The sequence below is a fragment of the Isoptericola aurantiacus genome, assembly GCF_044769875.1.
Taxonomy (GTDB): Bacteria; Actinomycetota; Actinomycetes; order Actinomycetales; family Cellulomonadaceae; genus Isoptericola; species Isoptericola aurantiacus.
The window spans coordinates 535,995-551,486 of record NZ_JBJBAE010000001.1; the positions used below are offsets into that span (position 1 = coordinate 535,995).

General features: G+C 75.2%; 15 protein-coding genes. 6 read left to right on the forward strand and 9 right to left on the reverse strand.

Going from position 1 to position 15,492, the window contains the following annotated elements; translation table 11 throughout:
* The first annotated feature begins 2 nt into the window (after positions 1 to 2).
* Positions 3 to 1,319, forward strand: a complete 1,317-nt coding sequence (locus tag ACIQLL_RS02335) for a M18 family aminopeptidase (RefSeq protein WP_402462706.1) — start codon at positions 3 to 5, stop codon at positions 1,317 to 1,319.
* A 12-nt stretch (positions 1,320 to 1,331) separates the two neighbouring features.
* On the opposite strand, the gene ACIQLL_RS02340 is transcribed toward ACIQLL_RS02335, so the two are convergent.
* Complete coding sequence (locus tag ACIQLL_RS02340) at positions 1,332 to 2,138, reverse strand: transglycosylase family protein (protein ID WP_402462708.1); 807 nt, start codon at positions 2,136 to 2,138, stop codon at positions 1,332 to 1,334.
* Between the two features lie 225 nt (positions 2,139 to 2,363).
* Here ACIQLL_RS02340 and ACIQLL_RS02345 point away from each other — a divergent pair, with 225 nt between their 5' ends.
* From ACIQLL_RS02345 to ACIQLL_RS02355, 3 genes are all read left to right on the forward strand, one after another.
* The gene (locus tag ACIQLL_RS02345) at positions 2,364 to 4,958 is read left to right on the forward strand and encodes a DEAD/DEAH box helicase (protein ID WP_402462711.1); all 2,595 of its coding nucleotides are present in this window, start codon (positions 2,364 to 2,366) and stop codon (positions 4,956 to 4,958) included.
* Positions 4,959 to 4,967: 9 nt separating this feature from the next.
* Positions 4,968 to 5,837 (forward strand): HpcH/HpaI aldolase/citrate lyase family protein, encoded by an 870-nt coding sequence (locus tag ACIQLL_RS02350; RefSeq protein ID WP_402462714.1) that lies wholly within the window; start codon positions 4,968 to 4,970, stop codon positions 5,835 to 5,837.
* A 430-nt stretch (positions 5,838 to 6,267) separates the two neighbouring features.
* On the forward strand, positions 6,268 to 6,738 hold the full coding sequence (locus tag ACIQLL_RS02355) for a hypothetical protein (protein ID WP_402462717.1): 471 nt from the start codon (positions 6,268 to 6,270) through the stop codon (positions 6,736 to 6,738).
* Positions 6,739 to 6,815: 77 nt separating this feature from the next.
* Here ACIQLL_RS02355 and ACIQLL_RS02360 read toward each other — a convergent pair whose 3' ends face one another.
* From ACIQLL_RS02360 to ACIQLL_RS02390, 7 genes are all read right to left on the reverse strand, one after another.
* The gene (locus tag ACIQLL_RS02360) at positions 6,816 to 7,193 is read right to left on the reverse strand and encodes an Rv3654c family TadE-like protein (RefSeq protein ID WP_402462720.1); all 378 of its coding nucleotides are present in this window, start codon (positions 7,191 to 7,193) and stop codon (positions 6,816 to 6,818) included.
* Positions 7,190 to 7,507, reverse strand: a complete 318-nt coding sequence (locus tag ACIQLL_RS02365; protein ID WP_402462723.1) for a TadE family type IV pilus minor pilin — start codon at positions 7,505 to 7,507, stop codon at positions 7,190 to 7,192. Before ACIQLL_RS02365 ends, ACIQLL_RS02360 begins: the two co-directional genes overlap by 4 nt.
* Before the next feature lie 29 nt (positions 7,508 to 7,536).
* Positions 7,537 to 7,767, reverse strand: a complete 231-nt coding sequence (locus tag ACIQLL_RS02370) for a DUF4244 domain-containing protein (RefSeq protein WP_402462726.1) — start codon at positions 7,765 to 7,767, stop codon at positions 7,537 to 7,539.
* Between the two features lie 90 nt (positions 7,768 to 7,857).
* Entirely contained in the window at positions 7,858 to 8,445 is a 588-nt protein-coding gene (locus ACIQLL_RS02375) for a type II secretion system F family protein (RefSeq protein WP_402462729.1), read from the reverse strand.
* The gene (locus tag ACIQLL_RS02380; protein WP_402462731.1) at positions 8,442 to 9,101 is read right to left on the reverse strand and encodes a type II secretion system F family protein; all 660 of its coding nucleotides are present in this window, start codon (positions 9,099 to 9,101) and stop codon (positions 8,442 to 8,444) included. Before ACIQLL_RS02380 ends, ACIQLL_RS02375 begins: the two co-directional genes overlap by 4 nt.
* Positions 9,098 to 10,261, reverse strand: coding sequence for a TadA family conjugal transfer-associated ATPase (locus tag ACIQLL_RS02385; RefSeq protein WP_402462734.1), 1,164 nt, complete (start codon positions 10,259 to 10,261; stop codon positions 9,098 to 9,100). Before ACIQLL_RS02385 ends, ACIQLL_RS02380 begins: the two co-directional genes overlap by 4 nt.
* Positions 10,258 to 11,082, reverse strand: a complete 825-nt coding sequence (locus ACIQLL_RS02390; RefSeq protein ID WP_402462737.1) for a P-loop NTPase — start codon at positions 11,080 to 11,082, stop codon at positions 10,258 to 10,260. Before ACIQLL_RS02390 ends, ACIQLL_RS02385 begins: the two co-directional genes overlap by 4 nt.
* 139 nt (positions 11,083 to 11,221) lie before the next feature.
* On the opposite strand from ACIQLL_RS02390, the gene ACIQLL_RS02395 reads away from it, so the two are divergent.
* Together ACIQLL_RS02395 and acs are read left to right on the forward strand one after the other, a co-directional pair.
* Positions 11,222 to 12,082: an HAD family hydrolase gene (locus ACIQLL_RS02395; protein WP_402462740.1), complete on the forward strand. Its 861-nt coding sequence runs from the start codon at positions 11,222 to 11,224 to the stop codon at positions 12,080 to 12,082.
* Between the two features lie 476 nt (positions 12,083 to 12,558).
* The gene (acs, locus tag ACIQLL_RS02400; protein ID WP_402462742.1) at positions 12,559 to 14,568 is read left to right on the forward strand and encodes an acetate--CoA ligase; all 2,010 of its coding nucleotides are present in this window, start codon (positions 12,559 to 12,561) and stop codon (positions 14,566 to 14,568) included.
* Between the two features lie 115 nt (positions 14,569 to 14,683).
* Here acs and ACIQLL_RS02405 read toward each other — a convergent pair whose 3' ends face one another.
* Positions 14,684 to 15,472 carry an AraC family transcriptional regulator gene (locus tag ACIQLL_RS02405; RefSeq protein ID WP_402462745.1) on the reverse strand — a complete coding sequence of 263 codons (789 nt, stop codon included), beginning with the start codon at positions 15,470 to 15,472 and terminating at the stop codon, positions 14,684 to 14,686.
* Positions 15,473 to 15,492 lie beyond the last annotated feature (20 nt).

The following is a 15,492-nucleotide window of genomic DNA, read 5'->3' on the forward strand; positions in this document are numbered from 1 at the left end:
CCATGCCGGAGCACACCCCCGCCACCGCTGCCCCGTCCCGCACCGAGGTGCCTGCCGCGGCCCGGGACCACACCGAGGACCTGGGCCGGTTCGTCACCGCCGCGCCGTCGTCGTACCACGCGGCCGCCGAGCTGGCCCGCCGCGCCGAGGCCGTCGGCTTCGTGCGGCTGGACGAGACCGACGCGTGGGACGTCGCCCCCGGTGGGCGCTACGTCGTCGTGCGCGACGGCTCGGCCATCGCGTTCGCCGTCCCGCCGTCGGCCGGGCCGACCACGCCGTTCACGGTGCTCGGCACCCACACCGACTCCCCCGGGTTCAAGCTCAAGCCGCGGCCCACCACCGGCCGCGACGGCTGGGTCCAGGCCGGCGTCGAGGTCTACGGCGGTCCGCTGCTCAACTCCTGGCTCGACCGCGAGCTCGAGCTCGCCGGCCGTCTCGTGCTGCGCGACGGCTCCGAGCACCTCGTGCGCACCGGACCGTTCGCGCGCATCCCGCAGCTCGCCGTCCACCTCGACCGCGCCGTCAACGACGGCCTCACGCTCGACAAGCAGCGGCACACGCAACCTGTCATCGGTCTGGGCGAGGTCAGCGACGCCGACGTGCTCGCCGAGCTCGCTGCACCGCTCGACCCTGCCGACGTCGTCGGCTACGACGTCGTCGTCGCGGACACCCAGGCACCGCGGGCCTTCGGCGTCGGCGGGGCGCTGTGGGCCTCCGGCCGCCTGGACAACCTGCTGTCCACGCACGCGGCCCTGACCGCGCTGCTCGCCGCCGACGCGGACGCCCTGACCGGGACCGCCGTCGTGGCTGCGTTCGACCACGAGGAGATCGGCTCGGCGTCCCGCTCGGGGGCCGAGGGCACGTTCCTGCCCGACGTCATCGGGCGTGTCTCCCGAGCGCTCGGCGCCGGGGGCGAGGACCGTCGCCGGGCACTGGCCGCGTCGCTGTGCGTCAGCTCCGACGTCGGGCACGCCGTGCACCCGAACTACCCCGAGCGTCACGACCCGGCCAACCACCCGGTGGCGGGCGGTGGACCGATCCTCAAGATCAACGCCAACCAGCGCTACGCCACCGACGCCCACGGCGCGGCCGCATGGCAGGCGGCCTGCGCGGCGGCCGGCGTGCCGAGCCAGGAGTTCGTCTCGAACAACGCGATCCCGTGCGGGTCGACGATCGGCCCGGCCACCGCCACACGGCTCGGGATGCGCGTCGTCGACGTCGGCGTGCCGATCCTGTCGATGCACTCCGCGCGCGAGCTGACCACCGTCGTCGACCCCTGGTACCTGACGCGGGCGATGGGCGCTGCGCTGGTGCGCTGAGGCGCGAGCCGGTCAGCGCAGGCCGAGCTTGCTGGTGCAGTGGGGCCACTGCCCCCAGCCGGCGCGGGCCTGCAGGATCTGCGCGCGCTTGGTCTGCTCCCGGGCGCCGTGGTGGTGCGGCAGCCCGGACCCGCCGACGGCGCGCCAGGTGCTCGCCGTGAACTGGTACATGCCGTAGTACCCGTTGCCGGTGGCGATGTGGACGCGCCCACCGGACTCGCACTGCGCGAGCTGACCCCACACGTCACGCGTGGTCAGGCGCTTCGCGGCGACCCAGCCGGTGCGGCCGCCGGGCAGCTTGACCTTCACCTTCGTGGTGGGGCGTTCCGTGGTGCGCGCGAGCCGCTTCGTCGTGGTGCCCAGCGCGGCGTAGGCGACCGTCCTCGACGAGGCGTTGATCCCCGCCGTCACGCGGACGCGCTGGGTGGTGTGACGCGTGCCGGTGAGGTCCCGCAGCGGGACGCCGGTCACCTTCTGCTTCGACACCCAGCCCTTGCGCCCACCGGGCAGGCGGACCTTCAGCCGGTTCGGTGACCGGTCGAGCACGACCAGCCGCGTGCCGTCGTCGGGCCGCGCCACCGTGCGGCTCGTCGCGAAGCGCTTGGTGACGCGGGCCCGGTCCGCCTTGACCCACCGCACGGCGGGCGACGTGCCGGTGCGCACGGCCCCGCCCAGCGCCGAGGTGGACACGGTGGCCGTCGTACCGGCCGCCGTCGGCGCCGGTGCGGCGCTCGCGGGCGCGACGGTCAGGGGGAGGATCGCGGCGGCAGCGACGGCCGCGACGACGGCATGCAGCCGCCGGGAAGAGGTGAGGGGCATGTCCCCAGGGAACGATGTCACGGAATGATCACGGAACCCGCGCCGGAGAGTTTCACGGAACATCCATCGGTGCTCGACGGCTTGCGCAGACCATTCCTGGCATCGCTCCCAAGCCCGCCGAACGGTCGATCGTGCGCGAACGCGGTCACGTGGGGTCAAGCCAGGCAGGGGCGTCCTCGCGGCCCCGCCGCGAGTCCCCGCGACGCCGGTGCGACACTGTCCGACGTGCCCGCCAGCCCCGCCCCGCCCACCGACCCGGACGGCCCCCACCCGCTGCTCGACGTGCTGACCGCGCACGGGGCGCGCGCGGACCGGCTGACGCACGTGCGCACCCTGCCCGCCCGCGTCGCGGAGCACGCCGACTGGCCGGCCTGGGCCGACCCGGACCTCGTCGCCGGTGCCCGCGCGCTCGGGGCGGACCGCCCGTGGACGCACCAGGTCGTCGCGGCCGAGGCCGTCCGCCGCGGCGACCACGTCGCCCTGGCCAGCTCCACCGGGTCGGGCAAGTCCCTCGCGTTCTGGCTGCCCGCCCTCACCACGGTCCGTGAGACGAGCGCCGCGCGGTCGGTCTCCCGGCAGGAGGCCGGGCGCATCGAGTCCGTCGGCCGGCACGGCACCGTGCTGTACCTGTCCCCCACCAAGGCTCTGGCCGCCGACCAGCTCACCGCGCTGACCCGCCTCCTGGATGCGTCCGGGGTCCGTGACGTGCGCGCCGCGACGTGCGACGGCGACACCCCCGCCGAGGAACGTCGCTGGATCGTCGACCACGCCGACGTCGTCCTGACGAACCCCGACTTCCTGCACTTCGCGCTCCTGCCGGGCCACCGGCGCTGGGCGCGGCTGCTGCGCGGGCTGCGCCACGTCGTCGTCGACGAGGGGCACGCCTACCGCGGCGTCTTCGGCGCCCACGTCTCGCTCGTGCTGCGACGGCTGACCCGGCTGGTCGAGCACCACGGGGGCGCCGCGCCGAGCGTCGTGGTGGCCAGCGCGACCAGTGCGGAACCCGCTGCCAGCGCCGCGCGGCTCATCGGCACCACGCCCGACGCCGTCACCGCGGTCACGCAGGACACCTCGCCGTCGGGCCGGCGCACCGTCGCCCTGTGGCGGCCGCCCGAGATCGCGTCGTACGGCCTGGAACGGCTCGGGAGCGACGACGTCGGGCCCGGTGGAGCACGCGGTGCCGCCGAGGACCCGTGGATGCTGCCCGACCCGCTGGAGCCGCACGCCGCCGAGGACGACCAGGTCCTGACCGTCGCGGGCGCCGCCGACCACCCCCGCCGGTCGGCGACGGCCGAGGTGGCCGACCTGCTCGCCGACCTGGCCGCGCAGGGTGCGCGCACCCTCGCCTTCACCCGGTCGCGCCGGGGTGCGGAGTCCGTGGCGCAGCAGGCGCGCGACCACCTGCGGCCCGTGGCCGGCGAGCTGGTCGGGCGCATCGCCGCCTACCGGGGCGGCTACCTGCCCGAGGAGCGGCGCGCCCTGGAGCAGGCGCTGCGCAGCGGGGAGCTGCTGGGCCTGGCCACCACCAACGCGCTCGAGCTCGGCGTCGACATCTCCGGCCTGGACGCCGTGCTCGTGGCGGGGTGGCCCGGGACCCGGATGTCCCTGTGGCAGCAGGCCGGGCGGGCCGGGCGGGCGGGGGCCGACGGCCTGGTCGCCTTCGTGGCCCGCGAGGACCCGCTGGACACCTACCTGGTGACGCATCCCGAGGCCGTGTTCGACGCGCCGCTGGAGGCGATCGTCTTCGACCCCACCAACCCCTACGTGCTCGCGCCCCAGCTCTGTGCGGCGGCCCAGGAGATCCCGCTGCGCACCGAGGACCTGGCCCGGTTCGGCTCCCCGGAGCAGGTGCGCGACGTGCTGGGCGTCCTGGTCGCCCGCGGCCTGCTGCGCCGTCGCCCGTCGGGCTGGTACTGGACGCACGCGCAGCCGGCGGCCGGGATGGCCGACCTGCGCGGTGCGGGCGGGCAGCCGGTCCGCGTCGTGGAGGCCACCACGGGCAGGCTGCTCGGGACCGTCGACGCCGGGTCCGCGGACGGGCAGGTGCACGACGGCGCGGTGTACGTCCACCAGGGTGTCACGTTCGTCGTGGACCGGCTCGACCTGGCCGACCACGTCGCCCTCGTGGTGCGGCGCGACGTCGACCACGCCACCTGGTCGCGCGAGGTCATGGAGATCGGCGTGGCCCGGCCGGGCGACGACGAGCACCCCGCGCCCGAGGGCTCGGCGCCGCCCCGCGAGCGCGAGTGGGGTCCCGTGACCTGGGGGCTCGGGCCGGTGGAGGTCACCAGCCAGGTCGTCAGCTTCCAGCGCCGCCGGATCCCCGACATGCAGGTGCTGGACACCGAGGCCCTGGATCTTCCCGCCCGGACGCTCGGGACCACCGCCGTGTGGTGGTCGGTGCCGGACCACGTGCTGCGGGCCGCCGGGGTCGACGCCGACGCGGCGCCGGGCGCGCTGCACGCCGCGGAGCACGCCGCCATCGGCATGCTGCCGCTGCTGGCGACGTGCGACCGGTGGGACCTGGGCGGGGTCTCCACCGATCTGCACCCCGACACCGGCGAGGCCACCGTCTTCGTCTACGACGCCTACCCGGGCGGGGCGGGCTTCGCCGAGCGGGGCTACGAGCTGGGCGAGAGCTGGCTGCGGGCGGTCCGGGACGCGGTGCAGGCCTGCGGCTGCGCCGACGGGTGCCCCGCCTGCGTCCAGTCGCCCAAGTGCGGCAACGACAACTCCCCGCTGGACAAGGCCGGTGCGGTGCGCGTCCTGGACGCGGTGCTCGCCCACGCGCCCACGGCTTCGGAGGTCACGGGGTCCTAGGATCGGGGAGTGACCATCGAGGACGACATCACCACGCTCCGCAGCACCCGCGAGTCCGCCCGTGTGGACCCCGCCAACGCCCGCTCCTGGCTGCTGCTGTCGGCCCTGCGCAGCGCCGACTTCGACGCCGCCCAGCTCTCCCGGGCCGACCAGCTCGTGCTCGACTGCGAGGACGCCGTCGACGACTCCCGCAAGGACGAGGCGCGCCGGCTGGTGCTGGACTGGTTCTCCACGGGCGGCCGCGCCTGGGTACGCATCAACGAGCGCACCGCGGACGCGTGGGCCGACGACGTCGAGGCGTTCCGGGGCGCGGCCGGCCTCCTCGGGGTCGTCCTCGCCAAGACCGAGACGCCGGAGCAGGTCGTGGACACCGTGCAGCGCCTCGGCGGGAACGTACCGGTGATCCCGCTGGTCGAGTCCGCGCTGGGCATCGAGGAGGCCGTGCGGATCGCCGCCGCACCGGGCGCCTTCCGGCTGGCGTTCGGCTCGGGCGACTACCGCCGCGACACGGGCGCCGCCAACGAGCCGCTCGCGATGGCCTACCCGCGCTCGCGGCTCGTGGTGGCCAGCCGCATCGGAGGACTGCCGGGTCCGATCGACGGACCGACGGTCGGGTCGGCCCACCCGCTGCTGCGCGAGCAGTCGAGCGACGCCGTCGCGCTCGGCATGACCGGACGGATCTGCCTGGACCTGGAGCAGCCGGCCGTCGTCAACGAGGTGCTCTCCCCCGCGCCGGCCGACGTCGCCTGGGCGCTGGACTTCCTGGCCGAGTTCGAGGCGGCCGGTGCGGTGATCCGTGACGGTTCGGACAAGCCCCGGCTGGCGCGCGCCCGGCTCATCACCGAACGCTCGAGGCTGTTCCGCGTCGAGCCCTCCTGAGGTGCCGGCGGGCCGGTCGAGCTGACCCGCCGAGCCGTCCCGGGTGGTGCACTCGCTTGACGCCAGTGCAACACCAGGGGTATGCCCACGAGCCTGCACCGGCATCAGGTGACCGAGACCGACGAGGTACACGATGCCTTGGAGGTGGCGCGCGCCGTGTCCTGGCGTCGGCTGCGGCGACCGGCTCGCCGGTGCTGACGTTGGACGAGCGGGTCACCCGGGTAGCCCAGGCCCTGAACCTGTCGGTGGCGGACCTCGTCGAACCGGAGTAGTTCTCGTCGACCTGTTCGCCGGCGACCCGGTATGCACCGAAGGCCGGAAGTGTCCTGATGCTGGACGAACCCTGGACGCCGCAGTCCGCAGCCGCTACGTTGCTCCTCGACAAAAGGTCATACGACCGTCAATCTCACGTCAAGGATAGTGACAGCACATGTGGTACCTGCCTGACCTCTTCGACGCCGACCCCGTCTTCGCGGCCTATCTGGTCGGCCTGATCCTGGCGGGTCTCGCCACGGTCGTGACCGCGGTGGTCACGACCGCCATGAAGGTCTGGGTCCGACTCCTGTCGACGCTGGCCGGGATCGCGTTGCTCGGTTACGGCATCTACCTCTACCTCTTCCTGCCCGTGGAGTACATCTTCTTCTGGTACGTCGTCCTGCTGCCCGTGGCGCTGCTCAGCCAGGCGATCAAGCTCACGCTCGCGCGACGTCGTGAAGCCGCCGAGACCGCCGAGACCGCCGGGACCGCCGGGACCGCCGCACCGGAGGCGACGGCGTCGACGGGGACGGCGACCACGGCGTCGACGGGGACGGCGAGCACGGCGTCGACGGGCACGGCGACCACGGCCGGCACCGGCGCACAGGCCGAGGCCGACCCGCCCGGCATCACCTCCGGGCGCTGACCCACGGCACGGCGGGCCTGCCGCAGGGCCGACCCGCTCCACGGCCGGCCTGCGACCTCGCCCGACCGGTCACACCGTCACTCGCGCACCCCGGCGGGCCCGGCGCGGGCCGTGGCCTCGGCGTCCCCCACCGCCGGGGGATGCCCGACGGTGCCGGTCAGGGCCCGAGCCACGGTGACCGTCACGACGCCACCGTCACCGGCCTCGCACGCCACCAGCCGAGCACCGTTGCGCTCGACGGCGCGCTGCGCCGTCGGACACGGCTCGAGGCCCCACCGCGCCGCCGAGGCTCCGGCGAGCGCGCCCAGGTCCGCGGCCGTGCGGGCGGAGGCGCGGGCCTGCTGCGCGGCGCCGAGCGTCGCGAGCGCCGTGCAGCAGAGCACGACCACCGCCGCGACGGCGAGCACGAGGACGGTCCCGGCCCCTCGCTCGCCGTCGCGGCGTCCTGTGCTCACGGCTCGACCCAGGCGACCGCCTCGGCCGAGGCCCGCAACGGCAGGTCGCTGAACCACCCGCCGGCCACCGGACGCGTGACGGTCACCCGGACCCACTCCCCCTCGTGCACCACGGTGGCGTCGGCGTCGGACCCGCCGACCCGGACCACCGCGGCCCGGATCGCGGCCGAGTCCTCGCCGACGGCCACCTGACGCGCCCCCGCCCGGGCCGCGTCCGCCGCGCGCAGCTGCGCGGAGGACGCGGCCACGAGCGTGAGCACCGCGACCAGGAGCAGGACCACCACCGGCATCCCGACGGCCAGCTCGGCCGTCACCGATCCCCGGTCCGACCGGTCGCGGCCGGTCACACCGACAGCGCCGAGCCGATGATCGACTCCAGCATCCCGCGCACGGTGTCGCTCTGGAGCACCAGGATCAGCAGCCCGGCGAACCCGACCGCGGCGATCGTGGCGATCGCGTACTCGGCCGTCGCCATGCCGGCCTCCGGGTCCCGGTCCACCGTCTGCGCGCTGACCTCCGTCTGCGCGGCACCCGTCGGCTCCTCGCACACCTCTCGTCCCTGGTCGTCGTTCATGCGATCTCCTCTCCTGACCGGGCCTGCGCCCGGTGACGAACCGCGACCGGTCGGCCACGGTGTTCCCCGGCGCGAGCGCCGGAGGCACGCTCACCCGGACAGCAGGTCCAGGCCGAGCGCGAGCAGCACGGGCGCGAGCCCGACCAGCACGAAGGCCGGCAGATAGCAGAGGCCCAGGGGAAGCACGAGGCGGACCGCGAGGCGCGCCGCGGCGGTCCGGCCGGCGGCCCGCCGTTCGTGCAGCAGGTCGGCGCCGGCCGCACGCAGGGCCTCGCCGGGGGACGCGCCGTCGGACCAGGCTCCGCGCAGCGCGCGTCGCACCGGGTCCAGGTGGGCCCCGCCCGGCCCGGCCGCCTCGTCCCACGCCGACTCCCAGTCGGCGCCGAGCCGCAGGCCGGCCGACACGGCGCCCAGCGCCCGGCCGTCGTCCCCGCCGACGGCCGACCCGACCGCGTCCAGGGCGCGCGGGACGCCCGCTCCGGAGCGCACGGCGGCCGCGACGAGCTCCAGGAGCACGACGACGTCGACCCGGTCTCCCGCGGACGACGCCGAACCGGGCCCCGCGGCCGGTGCGCTCCCCGGGTGCGTCGCACCCAGACGGCGTCGTGCTGCGGCGTGCGCCCACCACCAGGGCAGCCCGGCGAGCAGAACGAGCCCGGTCACCAGCACGAAGGTCATGGCACCTCCCCTGCCGCGCGTGCCGCGGTGACGAGCCGGCCCGTCCACCAGCGTCCGGCCAGCAGAGCCATCAGACCCAGGACGACGGCCGCCGTGCCGAACCCACCGTCCGTGGCCGTGGCCAGCGGGTCGGCACCGAGCGCCGCGCCGAACACCACACCCAGGGCCGGCAGCCACAGCAGGACCCTCGCCGTCGCGCGCGGACCGGCGAGGGAGGCCTCGCGGTCGGCACGGGCCTCGGCCCGGGCGACCAGCGCGGCACCGACGGCCTCGAGCACACCCCCGAGCGGTGCGCCGACGTCCCGGGACAGCCGCGCGGCCGCCACCACGGCCGCTGCGCCGGACCGGTCACCCACGACGCGGGTGAGCGTCTCGATCTCCGGGACGCCGTCGTGCGCGGTGGGCACCCGCAGCGCCCGGGACCACGCCGCCCCGGGCGGTGTGCCCGACCGCAGCAGACCCACGACGAGGGCGACGGCGACGCGCACCGGGTCCTCGCCGCCGCGGCGGTTCCCCCGCTTCCGCCACGTGGGCAGGCGGCGTCGGACGACGGGTCGGGCCGAGCGGTCCGCGAGCTCCTCGGCCCTGCGCCCGGGAGGCGCGGTGGCGCACCAGACCGCAGCCCCGACCAGCGCTCCCGCGGCGAGCACGCTCATGGCGCCCACCGCGCCTCGGTCCGCTCCCACGCCGGACCGGCAGAGGGCGGCGGCCCGAGCGGCCCCTCCCAGGTCGCGACGGGGCGCACCTCGAGCTCTCCCTCGTCCGACCGGTCCACGGTGGCGATCTGCGCCAGGTGCCGGACGTCCCGACGGCGCCGCAGGTGGAGCACGACGTCGAGCGCGGCCGCTGCCTGCCCGGCGACGGCCTGGCGCGGCATCCCCGCGAGCGCCGCCAGGGCCTCGAGGCGGGCCGGGACGTGCTCGGCGGCGTTCGCGTGCACGGTGGCCATCCCGCCGTCGTGCCCGGTGTTGAGCGCGAGGAGGAGCTCGCGCACCTCGGCCCCGCGGCACTCGCCGAGCACGATGCGGTCGGGGCGCATCCGCAGGGCGCCCCGGACGAGGTCGGTCAGCGTGACCTCCCCGACCCCCTCGACGTTGGCCCGACGGGCGGCGAGTCCCACGACGTGGGGATGCCGCGGCGCCAGCTCGCGCGCCTCCTCGACGGTCAGCAGACGCTCGTCCGGGGGCACGAGTGCGAGCAGAGCGGCCAGGAGCGTGGTCTTGCCGGTCCCGGTCCCACCCGTGATCAGCACGTTGGCCCGCCCCTGGACCAGTCCGTGCAGGAGCGGCGTCCATACGGGCGGGACCGCGCCGCCCGCGGTCAACGCGGCCAGGTCGAGCGTGGCCTGACGCAGCACGCGCAGGGCGACGACGGCGCCGCACGGGGCGACGGGCTCGACGGCGGCGTGCAGGCGTGTCCCGTCGGGCAACCGGGCGTCGACGACAGGGCTCGCGTCGTCGAGCCGCTGCCCGGTCACGGCCGCCATCCGCACGGCCAGTGCTCGCACGTCGGCCGGGGTCCCCAGGTGCAGATCGACCCGGTGCAAGCCGTCGCCCTGGTCGACCCAGACCTGGTCCGGGGCGTTGACGAGCACGTCGGTCACGCCGGGGAGCTCGAGCAGGGGTTGCAGCGGTCCGGCGCCGGTGAGCTCGGCGCGGGCGGCGCGGGTCAGGTCGGCCAGGGCGTCCGAGCCGAGCACCCGTCCGCTGGCCCGCAGCGCCTCGGCGACGTCCGCGTCGTCGGGCGCCTCGGCCGCGCCGACCGAGCGCAGCCGGGCCCGGACCCCGTCGAGGAGGGCAGGGTCGACGGCCGTCATGCGTCAGCCCCGACGCCGGCTCCGACCGTGGCACCAGCCGTGGCGCGCCGGGCGCTCGCCGGGGTGCCGGGTACGGCGGGCAGGGCGGCGAGCACCTGCGCCGCGGCGCGGCCCGCCGCGGTACGACGGCCGGTGCGCGGGCCGTCCCCGCGCTCGACGGCGGTGGGCTGCCGGGCGTCGCGGGCCACGGTGGCCACGACCGGGCGGCCCAGCGCCCGGCCGACCTCGGCGGCGTCGACCCGGCCCGGCCCCGGGGGCCCCGCCACGAGGTGCACGTCCGCAACGTCGAGGGCCGCGAGCGTCCCGAGGCAGGCGAGCGCACCGGCGACGCCGCAGGCGGACGGCGGCACGAGGAGCACGACGGCGTCGCACGCGGCCAGCAGGGACCGGATGGCCGGCCCCCATGCCGGGGCGCCGGGCAGATCGACCACCACGCGTTGCCCGGCCCGGACGAGCGCGGTGGTGACGTCGAGGACGACGGCGTCCTGCGGCGGGGTCGGGGCGTGCCGGGAGGCGGACAGCACGGGCACGGCCGACCAGCGGGGCAGCGCCGCCAGCAGGCCGGCGCCCTCCACCGTCCCGCGGGCGTCGGAGAGATCGGGCCAGCGGGCGCCGGGCATCCCCTCGACGCCGAGCAGCACGTCGATCCCCGGACCCGGCACGTCGAGGTCGACCAGGGTGGCCTCGCCGGTGGTCCGCCGCAGCGTGCGGGCCAGGGCCGCGGCGAACGTCGAGCTCCCGCACCCGCCGGTGGCTCCGACGACGGCGATCATCCGTGCGGGCCGCGGCGCCGCCGTCGTGCCCTGCTGCGAGGTGTGCATGCCGGCCACCCTGGCCCGACCGTGCCGGGCCGTGGAGCAGGTGACGTGCGCCCTGTGGACGGCTGCCCTCTGGGGGTGGCCGAGCACGCGGTCATTGCGCCGCGACGCCCTGTCCGGCCGTGCTACTAGGCTCGTCGTCGTGACTGTCTCACCGCAGGGCTCGTCGCGGCCCGCCGAGGAGCCGGTGGCCCGTACCAGGCAGCGGGTCGCGGCGTTCTTCGACCTCGACAAGACGATCATCGCGACGAGCTCGACCGCCGCGTTCTCCCAGTCCTTCCTCGCCGGGGGCCTCATCACCCGCGGGGACGTGCTGCGCAGCGCGTACGCGCACTTCCTCTACCTGATGGGCAACGCCGACGCCGACCAGACGGAGCGGATGCGTCAGCACCTCTCGGAGCTGGCCACCGGGTGGGACGTGGCCAGGGTCAGCGAGATCGTGGCCGAGACGTTGCACCAGCACATCGACCCGTACGTGTACGCCGAGGCGGTGGACCTGATCGCCGAGCACCACGCGCAGGGCCACGACGTGGTGGTGGTCTCGGCGTCGGGCACGGAGCTGGTGGAGCCGATCGCGGCGATGCTCGGTGCGGACCACGTGGTGGCCACCCGGATGTCGGTGGTCGAGGGGCGGTTCACCGGCGAGATCGACTTCTACGCCTACGGGGAGAACAAGGCGACGGCGATCCGTGACCTGGCCGCCGCGCGCGGGTACGACCTGGAGCGGTGCTACGCGTACTCGGACTCGATCACGGACGCACCGATGCTCGCGGCGGTGGGGCACGGCCACGCCGTCAACCCGGACCGAGCGCTGCGGCGGCTGGCCGCCGAGAACGGGTGGAGCACCCTGACGTTCGACCGGCCCGTGGCGCTGCGCCCCACCCTGCGCCCGGTCCCGGTGCTCGCCGTCGTGGGCACGCTCGCCGCGGCGGGGTCCGCCTGGCTCCTGTGGCGCCGGTGGCGGGCCCGCCTGCGGGCGGCGGAGGCCGGCACGGCGACCTGACCGGCGGCGTCGTGCGGACACCGCGGTCCTCTTGCGCACGGGCGCCGGCGGGCGTTCCATGGAAGCACGAGGACGGGACACGGGACCCACGCACAGACAGTCCACTGAGGACTCGTCGAGCGGGCTGGACCCGGTACGACGACGCGAGGACCACGCGCCTGCTACCCGCGCACCGTCCGGCGAGGACGGCGCTCGGTGGCAGGTTCCCGGGCGCCGGTCTCGTGTCCGCGAACGGCGTCGTCCACGCGTCCCCCTCCGGCGTCGCCGACCGCCGGGGCGGCGGTCGCGACCGTTCGGCCGGGCGAACCCACCGCCCGCGGGACGACGGGTTCCGGGCTGCCGTCGAGGCGGTTTGTCATCTCCCCTTACTATGACTCCTGGCGGCGTGATCCGGCTCACGGTCCGGGTCTAGACTCGCCACGGAGCGGCCCCTGCGGCACGCCCGACGGACGGAACGCGACGACGCGGAGGAACCAGTGACCGACAACCAGTCCACCAGCCCGAGCCTGGAGAACCTGCTCCACGAGACCCGGACCTTCCCGCCGAGTCCCGAGTTCGCCGCCCAGGCCAACGCCCAGGCCTCGCTGTACGACGAGGCCTCCGCGGACCGACTGGAGTTCTGGGCCCGCCAGGCCCGCGAGCTCGTGTCGTGGAAGACCCCGTTCACCGAGACGCTCGACTGGTCCGGCGCCCCCGTCGCCCGGTGGTTCGCCGACGGCACGCTCAACGCCGCCTACAACGCCGTCGACCGCCACGTCGAGGCCGGTCGGGGCGACCGCGTCGCGATCCACTTCGAGGGCGAGCCCGGCGACACCCGCACGGTGACGTACGCCGACCTGCAGCGCGAGGTTTCCCGGGCCGCCAACGCCCTGGCCTCGCTCGGCGTCGCCTCCGGGGACCGTGTGGTCATCTACCTGCCGATGCTCGTCGAGTCGGTCGTGGCCATGCTCGCCTGCGCCCGCCTCGGCGCGGCGCACTCCGTCGTCTTCGGCGGCTTCAGCGCGGACGCCCTGCGCAGCCGGATCGCCGACGCCGAGGCCAAGCTGGTCATCACGGCCGACGGCGGCTACCGGCGCGGTGCGCCCAGCGCGCTCAAGCCCGCCGTCGACGAGGCCCTCGCCCCGAAGGAGGGCGCCCCCGCCACCACCGTCGAGCACGTGCTCGTGGTGCGCCGCACCGAGCAGGACGTCGAGTGGACCGAGGGCCGCGACGTCTGGTGGCACGACGCCGTCGAGGGCGCGGACACCTTCCACGAGCCCGAGTGGGTCGAGGCGGAGCACCCGCTGTTCATCCTCTACACCTCCGGCACCACCGGGAAGCCGAAGGGCATCCTGCACACCACCGGCGGCTACCTCACCCAGGCCGCCTACACGCACAAGAACGTGTTCGACCTCAAGGCCGAGTCCGACGTCTACTGGTGCTCCGCCGACATCGGCTGGGTCACCGGCCACACCTACATCGTCTACGGTCCGCTGCTCAACGGCGCCACCCAGGTGATCTACGAGGGCACACCCGACTCGCCGCACAAGGGCCGCTGGTGGGAGATCGTCGAGAAGTACCAGGTGTCGATCTTCTACACGGCGCCGACGGCCATCCGGGCCTGCATGAAGTGGGGCGAGGAGATCCCCGCGAAGTTCGACCTGTCGTCGCTGCGCGTCCTCGGCTCCGTGGGCGAACCCATCAACCCCGAGGCGTGGATGTGGTACCGCCGGGTCATCGGTGGCGACCGCACGCCGATCGTCGACACCTGGTGGCAGACCGAGACCGGAGCCATCATGATCAGCCCGCTGCCGGGTGTCACGGAGGCCAAGCCCGGCTCCGCCCAGGTGCCGCTGCCCGGCATCAGCGCCGACGTCGTCGACGACGAGGCCCACCCCGTGCCCGACGGCGGTGGCGGATACCTGGTGCTCTCGGAGCCGTGGCCGTCCATGCTGCGCGGCATCTGGGGCGACCTGCAGCGGTTCAAGGACACCTACTGGTCCCGGTTCGAGGGGCTGTACTTCGCCGGCGACGGCGCCAAGAAGGACGACGACGGCGACATCTGGCTGCTCGGGCGCGTGGACGACGTCATGAACGTCTCCGGCCACCGGCTGTCCACCACCGAGATCGAGTCGGCCCTGGTCTCCAACGACCTGGTGGCCGAGGCCGCCGTCGTCGGCGCCGCCGACGAGGTCTCCGGGCAGGCCGTCGTCGCGTTCGTCATCCTCCGCGGCGAGCACGCCGACGAGGCGTCGACCGACGAGGGGTCGGCGCGCATCGAGAAGACGTTGCGCGACCACGTCGCCAAGGAGATCGGCCCGATCGCCAAGCCGCGCAAGATCCTCGTGGTGGCCGAGCTGCCCAAGACGCGGTCCGGCAAGATCATGCGCCGCCTGCTGCGCGACGTCGCCGAGAACCGTGAGGTCGGGGACGCCACGACGCTGGCGGACTCGTCGGTGATGAACCTGATCCAGGCGGGCCTGTCCTCCGGGAAGTCGGAGGACTGACCCGCAGCGAGCCCGCGAGCGCACCCTCGCCGAGATCGACCCACCCGTACCGAGATCGACGTACCGTCCGTCGATCTCGGTACGGGTGGGTCGATCTCGCGGTCGTGACGGAGAGTCAGTCGGCGGCGAGCGCCCGCCCCTTGCGCCGGTAGACGGACGGCGTCTCCCCCGTGAGGCGGACGAACGTGCGGGTGAAGGACGGCTGGTCGTAGAACCCCGACCGCACCGCCACCTCGGCGAGCGCCAGGTCGCTCCGGGTCAGCAGGGTGGTGGCGTGGTCAACCCGGGCCCGCAGCACGAACTGCTTGGGCGTCAGGCCGAAGACCCGCCGCATCCGCCGTTCGAGCGACCCGGTGGCGCAGCCCGCGGCGGCGGCCATGTCGGCGAGGGTCACCGCACCGTCCAGGTGACCCTCGACGAGCTGGACGACGCGCGCGAGCGAGCCGATGACCTGGTCGTCGACGTCCTGGGTGGCGAGGTCGCGGGAGGTGGAGACCAGCCCGACCACGACGCCGTCGCGCTGCACCGGGAGCTTGGTGGTCAGGTACCACCCCGGCGCACCGCCGTGCCGGCGGATGAGCTCGAGCTCGTTGCGCAGCGGCCACACCTTCTGCAGCACGTAGTCGTCCTGCTCCTCGTACCGCTCGGCGAGCTCCGGGGCGAAGAGCTCGGCAGAGGTCCGGCCGACGACGTCGCGCGGGGAGCGACGGTGGGCCCGGTCGACGAACGTGCGGTTGACCAGCACGTAGCGTCCGGTGACGTCCTTGGCGCAGAACATCGTGGTGGACAGGTCGTCCAGCAGGGCGACGAGCTCGGGAGAGAGCGCGTCCAGCAGCCGCTCCCCCTCCGGCCACAGGTCGACGGCGGACGTCGCCCGTCCTGTGCCTCGCGCCGCTGTCGCCATGGCGCGGGACGCTATCACCC

What these genes read in the sequence shown, in the direction of transcription:
- ACIQLL_RS02335 (WP_402462706.1), top strand. Translation starts at nt 3, where the DNA reads ATGCCGGAGCACACCCCCGCCACCGCTGCCCCGTCCCGCACCGAGGTG.
- ACIQLL_RS02340 (WP_402462708.1), bottom strand. Translation starts at nt 2,138, where the DNA reads ATGCCCCTCACCTCTTCCCGGCGGCTGCATGCCGTCGTCGCGGCCGTC.
- ACIQLL_RS02355 (WP_402462717.1), top strand. Translation starts at nt 6,268, where the DNA reads ATGTGGTACCTGCCTGACCTCTTCGACGCCGACCCCGTCTTCGCGGCC.
- ACIQLL_RS02370 (WP_402462726.1), bottom strand. Translation starts at nt 7,767, where the DNA reads ATGAACGACGACCAGGGACGAGAGGTGTGCGAGGAGCCGACGGGTGCC.
- ACIQLL_RS02375 (WP_402462729.1), bottom strand. Translation starts at nt 8,445, where the DNA reads ATGACCTTCGTGCTGGTGACCGGGCTCGTTCTGCTCGCCGGGCTGCCC.
- ACIQLL_RS02380 (WP_402462731.1), bottom strand. Translation starts at nt 9,101, where the DNA reads ATGAGCGTGCTCGCCGCGGGAGCGCTGGTCGGGGCTGCGGTCTGGTGC.
- ACIQLL_RS02385 (WP_402462734.1), bottom strand. Translation starts at nt 10,261, where the DNA reads ATGACGGCCGTCGACCCTGCCCTCCTCGACGGGGTCCGGGCCCGGCTG.
- ACIQLL_RS02390 (WP_402462737.1), bottom strand. Translation starts at nt 11,082, where the DNA reads ATGCACACCTCGCAGCAGGGCACGACGGCGGCGCCGCGGCCCGCACGG.
- ACIQLL_RS02405 (WP_402462745.1), bottom strand. Translation starts at nt 15,472, where the DNA reads ATGGCGACAGCGGCGCGAGGCACAGGACGGGCGACGTCCGCCGTCGAC.